Origin of the sequence: Micromonospora sp. NBC_00617, assembly GCF_045161355.1 — a bacterium.
Taxonomy (GTDB): Bacteria; Actinomycetota; Actinomycetes; order Mycobacteriales; family Micromonosporaceae; genus Micromonospora.
This window is the reverse complement of sequence record NZ_CP107751.1, coordinates 3,097,353-3,109,847: the sequence shown is the minus strand read 5'-3', so window position 1 is coordinate 3,109,847 and position 12,495 is coordinate 3,097,353. Positions and strand designations below refer to the sequence as shown.

The 12,495-nt window shown below is 68.1% G+C and carries 7 protein-coding genes and 4 pseudogenes; 7 read left to right on the top strand and 4 right to left on the bottom strand.

The annotated features are described in order from the left end of the window. Positions 1-34: 34 nt before the first annotated feature. Positions 35-1,129: a glycoside hydrolase family 19 protein gene (locus OG505_RS14280; RefSeq protein ID WP_405433778.1), complete on the top strand. Its 1,095-nt coding sequence runs from the start codon at positions 35-37 to the stop codon at positions 1,127-1,129. Here the strand turns inward: OG505_RS14280 and OG505_RS14275 are convergent. After that, positions 1,072-1,743: a transposase gene (locus OG505_RS14275; RefSeq protein WP_405434496.1), complete on the bottom strand. Its 672-nt coding sequence runs from the start codon at positions 1,741-1,743 to the stop codon at positions 1,072-1,074. The genes OG505_RS14280 and OG505_RS14275 overlap by 58 nt on opposite strands. A gap of 26 nt (positions 1,744-1,769) precedes the next feature. On the opposite strand from OG505_RS14275, the pseudogene OG505_RS14270 reads away from it, so the two are divergent. Continuing rightward, positions 1,770-1,955, top strand: a pseudogene (locus tag OG505_RS14270) (DUF4158 domain-containing protein); the annotation flags it as partial. Between the two features lie 42 nt (positions 1,956-1,997). Here the strand turns inward: OG505_RS14270 and OG505_RS14265 are convergent. Then, positions 1,998-2,990, bottom strand: a complete 993-nt coding sequence (locus tag OG505_RS14265; protein WP_405433776.1) for an MFS transporter — start codon at positions 2,988-2,990, stop codon at positions 1,998-2,000. A 288-nt stretch (positions 2,991-3,278) separates the two neighbouring features. Further along, positions 3,279-4,061 (bottom strand): transposase family protein, encoded by a 783-nt coding sequence (locus OG505_RS14260; RefSeq protein ID WP_405433774.1) that lies wholly within the window; start codon positions 4,059-4,061, stop codon positions 3,279-3,281. A gap of 136 nt (positions 4,062-4,197) precedes the next feature. Between OG505_RS14260 and OG505_RS14255 the strand changes: the two are divergent. Beyond that, positions 4,198-4,395 (top strand): annotated as a pseudogene (locus tag OG505_RS14255) (hypothetical protein); the annotation flags it as partial. A gap of 798 nt (positions 4,396-5,193) precedes the next feature. After that, entirely contained in the window at positions 5,194-8,931 is a 3,738-nt protein-coding gene (locus OG505_RS14250) for a glycoside hydrolase family 2 TIM barrel-domain containing protein (RefSeq protein WP_405433773.1), read from the top strand. 320 nt (positions 8,932-9,251) lie between these two features. Here OG505_RS14250 and OG505_RS14245 read toward each other — a convergent pair. Continuing rightward, positions 9,252-9,377: pseudogene (locus OG505_RS14245) on the bottom strand (alcohol dehydrogenase); the annotation flags it as partial. Positions 9,378-10,187: 810 nt separating this feature from the next. Between OG505_RS14245 and OG505_RS14240 the strand changes: the two are divergent. From OG505_RS14240 to OG505_RS14230, 3 genes and pseudogenes are all read left to right on the top strand, one after another. Continuing rightward, the gene (locus OG505_RS14240) at positions 10,188-10,445 is read left to right on the top strand and encodes a hypothetical protein (RefSeq protein ID WP_405433772.1); all 258 of its coding nucleotides are present in this window, start codon (positions 10,188-10,190) and stop codon (positions 10,443-10,445) included. 161 nt (positions 10,446-10,606) lie between these two features. After that, the gene (locus tag OG505_RS14235; RefSeq protein WP_405433771.1) at positions 10,607-10,852 is read left to right on the top strand and encodes a hypothetical protein; all 246 of its coding nucleotides are present in this window, start codon (positions 10,607-10,609) and stop codon (positions 10,850-10,852) included. Positions 10,853-10,991: 139 nt separating this feature from the next. Next, positions 10,992-12,020, top strand: a pseudogene (locus tag OG505_RS14230) (ISAs1 family transposase); the annotation flags it as partial. Positions 12,021-12,495 lie beyond the last annotated feature (475 nt).

The window sequence follows — 12,495 nt, the reverse complement described above, 5'->3', positions numbered from 1 at the left end:
GTGTCCGCGAACCTGCCGAAAGGTGGCCCCCACCATGTTCAAAAGACGCCTGATGGCGATCATCGCGACGGTCAGCGTGGCCATCGCGAGTGCTGCTGCGGCGCTGCTGCCGACCACGCCGTCGGCTGCGGCCGAAGCCTGCGCGGCGCCGTACAACAACAGTGCGGTCTACACCGCTTCCATGCGCGTCTCGCACCAGGGCCGGAACTGGACCGCGAAGTGGTGGACGCAGTACGAGACGCCCAGCACCGGTGGCTCCGGAGTGTGGCAGGACAACGGTCCCTGCGGTGAAGGCGGTGGTGGCGGAGGCGGCGGCACCTGCAACTACCCGAACTGGGCGGCGGGCACCTTCTACCCGGCCGGCTCGATCGTGCGCTACACCGACGGCAACCACTACCGGGCAAAGCACGAGAATCCCGGGTACGACCCGGTCATCAGCACCTGGTACTGGGAGCCGTACACCTGCTCCGGCGGGGGCGGCACCACCCCGCCTCCGGGTGACGGCACCAACGGGTTCCCCGTCAGCGAGGCCCAGTACAACCAGATGTTCCCGCTGCGCATCCCGTTCTACTCGTACGCCGGGCTGATCGACGCGGCCCGCAAGTATCCGGCGTTCACCGGCACCGGCGACGCCACCGCGCGCAAGCGTGAGGCGGCGGCGTTTCTGGCCAACATCGACCATGAGTCGGGCCAGCTGCGCTACGTCGAGGAGCAGAACCAGGCGAACTGGCCGCTGTACTGCGACCGCTCCCAGTCCTACGGCTGCCCGGCGGGCCAGTCGGCCTATCACGGACGGGGCCCGATCCAGCTGAGCTGGAACTTCAACTACAAGGCCGCCGGTGACGCGCTGGGGATCGACCTGCTGAACAACCCGGACCGGGTCAAGAACGAGTCGTCGGTGGCGTGGCAGACCGGTGTCTGGTACTGGATGACCCAGAACGGCCCGAACAGCCAGCCCGCGCACTCGGCGATTCTCGGCTCCCAGGGCTTCGGCGGCACCATCCGCAGCATCAACGGCGCCCTGGAGTGCGACGGCCGCAACCCAGTCACCGTGCAGAACCGGGTCACCACCTACCAGCGGTTCTCGCAGATCCTGGGCGTGGACCCAGGCACCAATCTGTACTGCTGACACCCAGCGAGGGTGCGGCCCCGGGCCGCACCCTCGCCGTCGCGGACCGCCGGTAACCCCGCGCGCCCCCAACCGCCAGGTCTCCAGCACCCACTCCCGTTACCCGCTGGCGGCCGCCCCGAAGACCGAGTTGCCGCGACGACCCTCCCTGTGACGGAGCCACCGTCGTTCAACTGGGCGTAGCGACCACCGTCGGCGTGCCAGTCGGACTGGCCGGCGCGACGGCGGTTGGGGCCACGGTGGTTGGGACGACGGTTGGCGACGTTGTTGGCGCAGGAGAGGTCTGCACAACCTTCTTCCACACCGCGGTTATGCCAGCCGTTGCGCCGGTCATCGACGATCAGCACCCCGTCGTCATGGCCGAGGTGCTCGGACACGTAGGCGAACAGATCATCGCGGACCGCGTCCGGGTCCCACGTAGACCGGTTGAGCAGCCGCTGCATCCGGTCCGGCGTCGCATCGCCTGCGGCCTCGGCCAAGGTCCAGCCGTTCTTGCTCGCCAGGGGTGACAGCAACCCGACCAGATAACTCAGCGCCTGCCGGCGCGGCTCCGCCCGCCCGAAACGGTGCGCGAACCGCGCCAGCAGATCATCCAGACCCGCCCGCCAGCACACGTGGATGTGCCGCACGTTGACCGGTCGTGCCGAGCAGATTCTGGACGGATGAGCAGATCGCGCAGTTCGGCCGGTTTGCGGCTGTGCCTCCGGACCAGGTGACGTTGGAGCGGTTCTTCTTCCTGGACGATGCGGACCGGGAGCTGGTCGCGAAGCGGCGTGGTGATCACAACCGGCTCGGGTTCGCGCTGCAGCTGGTGACGGTTCGGTGGTGGTCACCACGTGGGCAACGCGATTTCTCCTGTCGTCGCGGGTCAGCTCCGCTGCCGCCTGGGCAACAGCACGCTGACCAACGCGATCGCCAGGGCGACTCCGACCGCCAGGCCGAAGACCAGTTCGTACCCGGAGGCCAGAGCCTCGGGGGATGAACTGTTACTGCTGTGCGAGGCGGCACGGGCGGCGGCCGCGGTCGCGAATACCGCCAGCGCCATCGAACCGCCGACCTGGCTGGCCGTGTTGGCCAGACCACCGATGATGCCGGCGTCGCGCGGCTCGACGTCGGCGGTCGCCGACGCCATCAGCGTCGGGAAGACCAGGCCGATGCCGATCGCCACGAGCAGTGTCGGGCCCAGGACGCTCGCCACATAGTGGCTGCCGACGCCCGCCTGCGAGAGCCAGCCGAACCCGGCTACGAAGCACGCACACCCGGCCAGCATCAGCAGGCGCACGCCGGTCTTCGGCAGCCAGCCGGCGGCGAACCGCGCGACCACCACGAACATGACTGCGGCGGGCGTCTGCCCCAGCCCGGCGTCGAGCGCGCTGTAGCCCAGCACGTTCTGCATGAAGAGCGAGGTGAAGAACCACATCGCGATGGCGATGCCACCGAACAGGAAGAGCATCGCGTTGCTGACCGCCACGCTGCGGTTGCTGAACAGCCGCAGCGGCATCATCGGTGCCGTGGCGAACCGCTTCTCCACCACCAGGAAGATCGCCAGCAGGAGAACGCCGGCCACGACCGGGACGAGCACCCGCGCGGATCCCCACGCATGGTCGGCGGTCCGCATGACGCCGTAGATCAGTGCCGCCAGCCCGGCCGTACCGGTGATCGCACCGGCCAGATCCAGCGCTTCGCGGCGGCCGGGCCGCGCGGTCAGCGATGTCACCGCCACCGCGATCAGCGACGCCCCGATCGGCACATTGATCAGGAACACCCACCGCCAGGACAGCCCGGTCGTCAGCACACCGCCGGCAACCGCACCGACCATGCCGCCGACGCCACGACACGCACACGCACCTCGGGGGATCACCCCCGCGTGCGCGGGGAGCAGATCGCGCCGCCGACGATGAACACGGTCGGCTCCGGATCACCCCCGCGTGCGCGGGGAGCAGATGACGGTGTCGACGATGAACTTGACGGGCACCGGATCACCCCCGCGTGCGCGGGGAGCAGACTTCTTGACCTGCGGCGTTAGAGATCGACTTCCTGGTTTTTGTTCACTAGGTTCCGCAAGTTCATCTCACTCGGTCTCGGTCTCGTTCCGGTTGGTGTCACGAGGTATTGGAGGGCAAACGAGTTCGGCTACAGCGAGCCTTTTTCATCCTCGGTGGGTCGGGTTCTCGACGTGATGTAGGACGAGGATGGCCTGCAGGATCGGGGTCGCCCGGTGTGGGCTGCAGCGCAGCCTGGTCAGGACTTTCCAGGTCTTGAGGGTGGCGTTGGCGCGTTCGCCGATGGCGCGGATTCGGGCGTGAGCGCGGTTGGCCTGCTTCTGCCAGCGGGAGAGTTTCGGCCGGTAGCGGTGGCGTTTGAACGGGGTTCGGATGCTGCCGCGGGCGCCCTGGTATGCCTTGTCGGCGAGGGTCATCACGTTCATGTTGGTCAGTGCGTCGATGATGGCGTGGGTGCGGGCTGCGGTCAGGTCATGGACTGAGCCGGGCAGGGCGGCCGAGGCCCAGATCAGCCGGCCTGCCGGATCAGCGATGACCTGCACGTTCACGCCGTGACGGCGATGCTTGCCGGAGTAGTAGGGCTTCTGGTCGCTGACTCGGTCGATCGGGATCAGGGTGCCGTCGAGGATCGCGTAGGCCAGCAGGCGGATCCTGGTCATCGCTGTGGTCAGGTCGTCGGCGGTGCCGGCGAGCAGGTCGATGGCCTCTCGGACGTAGCGCCAGGCCGTCGTGACACCGATCTCGAACCCGGCGGCCAGGCGGGTCAGGGTGTCACCGTTGCGCAGGTGGGCCAGGGCGAGCAGGGCTTGCCGGCCGGGGTCGAGGCGCCGCCATCGGGATCGCCGCTGGTCACGGCGGGCTCGGATGAGACCGGCGAGGTGGTTCAGGCTGCGGGTGGACAACGGAATCGCGGCAGGGTAAGACAGCACAGCGAGGCTCCCGGTTGGGGCATCTGATCTTGGTCGATTGCTGTCTTACCGGGAGCCTCGTCCTATGTCGACACCGGCCTCCCGCACTGCCCGTGACCTGCACCGTCACGATGAAAATGGCTCAGTAGACAGTTCCGTGACAAATCGGCCAACCGGCTGCCACGGTCGGCCGCCGAGCCGGTCGTCTGGGGATGATGCCGGGTACGACCGCCGTGCTAATGATCGAAAACGACGACCAAATCGGTTCGGCGTTGTTGCTCGCACTCGAGGTCGGGGCCTACGACGCTCTCGGCGTGGCCACGGCCGAGGGGGCCTGCGCGTGCAGCGCCGCGAACAGACATCGACCGGCAGCCGGTATCGGGCCTGCCCGCTTGTCCGCCCTCGGGGTCGATGGTTGGGACTGCCCTCGGGGGTATACCAGCGACAACCACTCCTCCAGTCCGGAGCCTTCGAATCGTCGCCGCAGTCGTTCGCTGCGGACCGTCAACGTACCGCTGCGTCCCGTCCAGGCACTCCACTGTCCGGGCGCCGGCGCCTTACCGTCGGTACGGGTTGATGATTTCCTTTGGGCGCAGCGCAGCGCGGGGCGGCGAGCTTGCGCAGCGTCGGCGAGGTGAGGTGAGGTAGAACCTGTCCCGCGGCCAGCTGCGCGACGTCCACGCTGCGCGGCGTCGGAGGGCTTTCCGGTATGACGTTCTACCTCGTCGGTGGAGCCGGCGCATCCACCACAGCTTCCGTGGATATTGATCCTGCCCAGCAGTCGAGTCCGCCGCTACCCGTCGGACACCACGGAAGCGGAATGGCAGGTCATCGCGCGGCGGAGCACCCGGTTGCGGCCTGGAAATCTCCCGGCTTTGCGCTCTTCATTCGTCGCAAGCCATGGACAAGCTTCGCTTGACACTACGAATCGACCCTGCTTATCGTTCTGTCGAATCGGTTCGCGAACAGGATTGCTCACCGATCAAGGTCCTGCTTCGCAGGCATGACGCCGGCGAATGAGTCCATGTCGGACATCTCCGCTTTGGCGGGCCCGGCGGATAGTGACGAGGGGTCCGGTGATCGGCGTATTCCCGTAGACGCGACGCCGCGAAAACGCCGCCACCACACTTCCACGCACTCACGGGAGACGCTCATGACCGACCCGCAGGACCAAGGACGATCTATCCGCCGGCGTACCGTTCTCGGCGGGGGGCTCGCCGCTCTGGGGGCCGTGGCCCTGCCGGGCGGGATCGCGTCGGGCGCGCCCGGCGCGGCACCCGAAGTCGCGGCCGCGTGGGTGGACCCGCCCAATGGTTACCCGGAGTGGAACAACAACATCGGGATCTTCGAGGTCAACTCGGAGCCACCGCACTCGACCTCCATGCCGTACGCCGACCTCCAGCAGGCGCTGGACGCCGACCGCACCACGTCGCCGTACCGGCTCGACCTCACCGGGACGTGGCGGTTCAAGCACGTCGCCAAGCCCGCCGACCGTGACCTGAACTTCTACCGCACCGACGTCAACGACACCGCCTGGCAGACCATCCCGGTGCCCGCCAACTGGCAGCAGCACGGCTACGACTTCCCGATCTACACCAACTACACCTACCCCTGGTGGGGCGCCAACGGGCAGAACGAGAACGCCCAGCCGCCGTTCGCGCCGACGCGGTTCAATCCGGTCGGCCAGTACCGCCGGCAGTTCGACCTCCCGGCCGCCTGGCAGGGGCGGCGGGTCCACCTGCACTTCGAGGGCGTCAAGTCCGGGTTCTACCTGTGGGTCAACGGGACGAAGGTCGGGTACCGCGAGGGCTCGTACACGCCGGCCGAGTTCGACGTCACCGACTACGTCCGGGCCGGCTCCAACCTGGTCGCGGTCGAGGTCTACCGGTTCCCGGACGGGGACTGGATGGAGGACCAGGACATGATCCGGCTGTCCGGGATCTTCCGGCCGGTCTTCCTGTACTCGGCGCCCGCGGTGCACCTGCGCGACTTCACGCTCACCACCCCGTTGCGGAACAACTACACCAACGCCGACCTGGCGGTGAAGGTCGCGGTGCGCAACCGCGGCGCGCAGCAGTCGGGGACGTACTCGGTGGAGGTCCAGCTCTACGACGCCAACCGGCAGGCCGTCTGGCCATCGCCCCTGCGGGTACCGGTGAACGTGGGCGCGGTGCCGGTCGGGCAGGACGCGACGGCGCAGGGTTCCCAGGCCGTCCAGGGCCCGAAGCTCTGGTCGGCCGAGCACCCGAACCTCTACACCGCCGTGCTGCAACTGCGCGACCCGTCCGGCGCGGTCACCCAGACCGCGTCGGCACGGGTCGGCTTCCGCGAGTTCACGATCTCGGGCGGCCTGATGCGGATCAACGGTCAGCCCGTGTCGTTGCGCGGCACCAACCGGCACGAGACGAACCCCGACCGCGGGCAGGCGTTGACCCGCGAGGACATGGTCACCGACATCAAGCTGATGAAGCGGCTCAACATCAACGCCGTCCGGACCTCGCACTACCCCAACAACGCGGTGTGGTACGACCTCGCTGACGAGTACGGCCTCTACGTCATGGACGAGGCCAACCTGGAGACCCACGGCGTGTCGGGCAGCTACCCCGGCTCCAACTCGGCCTGGACCGCGGCCGTCGTGGACCGGGCCGTCCAGATGGTGCACCGCGACAAGAACCACCCATCGGTCGTCATCTGGTCGCTCGGCAACGAGGCGGGCGGCGGCAGCAACTTCGTGGCGATGCGCAACGCGATCCGCTCGGCCGACCCGACCCGGATCATCCAGTACGAGGGCGACAACCGGCGCGAGGTCAGCGACATCCGGTCCCGGATGTACGAGAGCCCGTCGACGGTCGAGAGCCGCGGCAGGGACACCTCCGACACCCGCCCGTACGTGATGATCGAGTACGCGCACTCGATGGGCAACTCCACCGGCAACTTCAAGGAGTACTGGGACATCGTCCGGCGCTATCCGGTCCTGCAAGGCGGGTACATCTGGGACTTCGTCGACCAGGGCCTGCGCCGGCCGATCCCGTCGGGCGGCAGCGGGACCTACCTCGCGTACGGCGGCGACTGGGGCGACAACCCCAACGACGGCAACTTCTGTGCCAACGGCATCGTCACCGCGGACCGGCGGCCGTCCGGCAAGGCGGCCGAGGTCAAGCGGATCTACCAGGCGGTCAACGTCTCGGCGGGCGCGGACGTCACCAGCGGGGTCATCAAGATCACCAACGAGTACCTGTTCACCAACGTCAACGAGTTCACCGGCCGGTGGGCGCTGGTCGCCGACGGCACGGTCGTCCAAAGTGGAGCCCTCACCGCCGCGCAGCTCGACATCGCCCCGTTGACGAGCAAGACCGTGCAGCTGCCCGTGCAGCGGCCGACCGCCCCGGCGCCGGGGGAGGAGTACTTCCTCGAACTGTCGTTCACACTTACGACCACCACGGCCTGGGCCGACGCGGGGTACGAGGTGGCGCGGCAACAGCTCCCGGTGAACTTCTCCAGCCCGCCCGTCGTGCCGACGCCGATGGCGGACGTGCCGGCGTTGACGGTCACCGAGGCCAGTGACCGCGTCACCGTCGCGGGCACGGACTTCACCGTCGTCTTCGCCAAGGCGACCGGCACGATCAGCTCGTTCGACGCGATGGGCGTGCGGCTGGTCAACTCCGGCCCGGTGCCGAACTTCTGGCGCGCGCCCACCGACAACGACCGGGGCAACGGCCAGCCCAGTCGCAACGGCACCTGGCGGCGTGCCGGCCTGGACCGGAAAGTGACCGGGTTCTCCGTCAGCAAGCCGTCGGACCGCGCCGTCCGGATCGCGGTCACCGGCACCCTGCCGACCAGCACCACGTCGACGTACACCACGACGTACACGGTGTACGGCAACGGGGAGATCAAGGTGGACAACACCCTGCACCCGGGGGCGACCAGCCTGCCGTACATCCCAGAGGTGGGCACGATCCTGTTCCTGCCCGCGGACCTGGAGCAGGTGCGCTACTACGGCCGTGGGCCGGAGGAGAACCACTGGGACCGCAACAGCGGGTCCGACGTCGGTGTGTACTCCTCGACCGTCTCGGGGCAGTGGACCGGTTACATCCGGCCGCAGGAGAACGGCAACAAGACCGACGTGCGGTGGGTAGCGCTGGTCAACGGCAGCGGCCGTGGCCTGCTCGCGTTCGGCGAACCGCTGCTGGAGGTGAACGCGTCGCACTACACCCCGGAGGACCTGTCGACCGGTGCCCGGCACGACTACCAGTTGACGCGGCGGTCGGAGGTCGTGCTGCGGCTCAACCACCGCCAGATGGGTGTCGGCGGCAACGACAGCTGGGGCGCGCAGACTCTGGACCAGTACAAGCTGTTCGCCAACCGGGACTACTCCTACACCTACCGGCTGCGGCCCCTGCCGGATGTCGGCCAGGCCCTGGCGCTGTCCCGGCGACCGGTGGAGACGGCGGGCGGCGGCAGCGGTCCGCAGACCGGCGTGTACTACCGGCTGGTGGCCCAGCACAGCGGCAAGGCCGCGGACATCAACGGCGCGTCCACCGCGTCCGGCGCGCTGCTGATCCAGTGGTCGGTGTCCAGCGGGCTCAACCAGCAGTTCGACTTCGTCGACTCGGGTAGCGGCTACTACCGGATTCGGGCGCGGCACAGCGGCCTGGTGTTGCAGGTCGCGAGTTCGAGCACCAGCGCCGACATCAGCCAGCAACCCGATTCCAACGCCGCGAGCCAGCAGTGGCGCGTGGTGGACCAGGGCGGCGGCACGGTGAGCCTGGTCAACCGCCAGAGCGGCCTGGCGATGGACGTGTTCAACGCGTCGACCGCCGACGGCGCCCGCATCTCGCAGTGGACCCCGGGCGGCGGTGCCAACCAGCGCTTCACCCTCCAGCGCGTGTGAGCCGGTAGTCCGGGTGCGGACCAACCTGGCGCAGGTACCGAGGTACCTGCGCCAGGTCGGTCCCCGTTGACCCACCACCCTATTCCGAACAATCGCTCAACCCGCGTCGTCAGGTGAGGGTTTGAAGCCCTTGACGATCAGCCACACCCAGTGAGAGCTCCCGAGCGATGCTCGAACATCTCGGCCTTACCGCCGCCGACCTCACCGACAGTAACCGGCCCACCGTGCCGACAGTCGCCGAGTACCTTCCTGTTGTGTCGCCGCGGCCTGACTCCGCCAGGGCCCGCCGTTCGGCGGACCCTGGCGGACAACGCCACAGATCAGCGCAGGGTGTCGATGTCGATGACGAACCGGTAGCGCACGTCCGAGGCGAGGACCCGCTCGTACGCGTCGTTGACGGCCTCGGCGCCGATGACTTCGACCTCGGGAGCTGAGCGGTGGTCGGCTTGATCCAACCGTGGGTGGCGCCGTTCGCGGTGCAGTTGGTGGGCGAATACGTGGACGAGATTCTGCTGATCATTCGGCGAGTTCTCGCACCGGAGTGGTCGTTCCACATAGCCCCACGGGTGCCGTTTACGGGTGATTTGCCACCGACGCCAGGCGTTTGTAGCGCTTACCGGCCAGAGGGTTGCCAGCTACTGGGACTGTTACCACCGTCGGCGCTACCCCACGCTAATCGACTACCCAGGGCACGGCGAACCCAAAGGCGTCAGCCTCCGTGGGGCGCGCTGTCAGCCGGTGATGTCCTCACTTGCCGATGAGAGGTCATCCAGGTTTCAGCGCTCACAGATGTCGCTGGTATGGCGGGTCGCGGTGTCGACTCTTCCGTCACCTGGCATCAAGTGCCGCCCGGCCTATCTTCAGATAATCAGGTCCTCGGACGAAGGACAAGACTTGATCTTGTAGCGCGGTGGCTCCACGCTGTGACACATGAGATGGGACCCCGTCACCACGCTCCAACGCGCCCTGTGGATCGGCGGCGGCCAGTGGGCCGGCAAATCCACTGTCGCTGGCATTCTCGCTGACCGGTACGGCCTCACCCATTACCACTACGACTACCACGACGCTCGCGGCCATGATGATCGGCGGATAGCACAGCGGGTCCGTCGCGGCGAGTCCCCAAACGGACCGGACTGGGAGGCAGTCTGGATCCAAGCAACGCCAGAGGAGATGGCCGGCCCATCCTTGCTGAGGGCTGGGGGCTACGCCCAGAACTGGTCGCGCCGGTCGCCGGCTCTATCGGCCGGATGGTGGTCATGGTCGCGGCCGAGGATTTCCGGCAACGCCAGGTCGCTCGGCTACCCCGTGCCTGCGCCATCGGTCATCAGGTCAGCGACCCGCAACTCGCTCAACGCAACCGCGTCGAGCGTGATCGGTTGATCGCCGCAGACGCGGTCCGCAACGCGCACCGATTGGGGGTCCGCGTCATCGAGGTCGACGGATCACGGGACGCCGAAGCCGTGGCCGACCTAGTGGCCGAGCACTTCGCGCCGTTCCTGCCCGAGCAGCCTTGAACGTATAACTCATCTGCCGCCGACCGCGCGCGGCGGCCGGCCGGGCCACCTTCGTCGAAGTGTTCGGCAAGCTCGCGGACGCCATCAACGTCCCCGGCTCGCAGCCGTCCGGCGGGCGCTCGGAGGCTGATCGTCCGTTGTCCTGATGTGACAATGCGTCGGTGGCTGTCCCAGAGCAGGATTCGTATGCCGTCGGCATCGCCGATGCCTCCTACCGGTGGTATGTGATCGCCTCGAAACGGTCGCGGCGGGCGCACCGGATCGCCGACGTCGGCGCCGTGGTGATCTCGGCGTCCATCCCGGTCGTCGCCGTGATCGCGCCCGGTCTGCCGGCGATTACCGCGGTCCTTGGCAGCGTGCTCGTGGTCATCGCCGGTGTCCAGGGCTCAGGCAAGGTAGCGATATGACCGTTGCGGGTGTTTCGGGGAGACACTCCTGATCATGGTGGTATGAGGCCGGGCGCGGCCTTTCGATGATCATCCAGGTGTCGAAGCTAGAAAGATCAATCGAGGACCGCGCCCGTTGGGATCATCATCGCTGATCGGTGTGCTTGCCCTGCACGCGGATCAGGTCGCAGTGTCGTTGCCCGCCTCGCGGCGGGCGAGTCTGGTCGAGGCGTTGACGGCGGTGCCGGACCGGCGTGACCCGCGAGGCGTGGTGCATCCGCTCGCGGGAGTCCTGGCGACCGCGGTCGCGGCGGTGCTGGCCGGCGCCCGCTCGGCGGCGGCGGTCGCGGAGTGGGCCGACGATGCCCCACAGCCGGTGCTGGCAGGCCTGGGTGTGTGGCGGGATCCGTTCACCGGGGTGTACCGGGCGCCGGACGAGTCCACGTTCCGCAGGATTCTGGCCGGCGTCGACGCCGATGCCCTGGACGACACCGTCGGCCGATGGATCATCGCGTCGCGGCCGCAGGCGGACACGGGCCGGCGGGCGTACAGCGTGGACGGCAAGACGCTGCGGGGCAGCGGCCCGGCCGGTGGGCAGGTGCATCTCCTCGCAGTGCTGGACCAGCACACCGGGACCGTCCTCGGCCAGGTCGACGTCGCGGGCAAGACGAACGAACTCACCCGTTTCCAGCCGCTGCTGGCCCCGCTCGATCTGACCGCGACGGTCGTCACCGCCGACGCGTTACACACCCAACGCGAGCATGCCCGCTGGCTGGTCGAGGAGAAGCAGGCCGGGTACGTCTTCACCGTCAAGCGCAACCAGCCGTGTCTGTACCGGCAGCTCAAAGCCCTGCCCTGGGCGAAGATCCCGGTCCAGGACGAGACCAGCACACGCGGCCACGGCCGCTACGACATCCGCCGCCTGCAAGCAGTCACCTGCACCGCAGCGCTCGCCCTCGATTTCCCGCACGCCGTGCAAGCGCTGCAGATCCGGCGCCGTCGGCTGAACCTGACCACCGGCCGCTGGTCCACCATCACCGTCTACGCGATCACCAACCTGACCGCCGCACAAGCCAGCCCCGCTGACCTGGCCGACTGGCTCCGCGGGCACTGGGCCATCGAAACCCTGCACCACATCCGCGACACCACCTACACCGAAGACGCCAGCCGCCTGCGCACCGGCAACGCACCCCGAGTCATGGCCACCCTGCGCAACACCGCGATCAGCCTGCTACGCCTGACCGGCACCACCGCCATCGCCAAAGCCCTACGCCATAACAGCCGAAACCCCTACCGACCACTACAACTGCTCGGAATAAACCTGAAACGGGCATAGGCTTACCTTGCCTGAGCCCTGCACCGCTGCTCATGGTTACCCAGGCGGCTTCGGCCGGACTCTCGCATCGGACACCGGCGCCGACTACCTCCGCTACGAACAGCCGGAAACACCTTTTGATCCACAGACCCCGTTGCGGTCGTGCCTGATTGCTGTCGCCGCGACGATCACGTCACTGACGACCAGGCTGCCGTATCCGGCGCAGGGCTGGGCGAGCGGTGGTGCGGCGGCCCTGGTTGATCTGGCCCTGCGGCCAGCGCATCAGCTCTTCATTGCGGGGCGCCTTTGCGGGTGCCGGACGTACCCCGATGAACTGCACAGGGCTGGG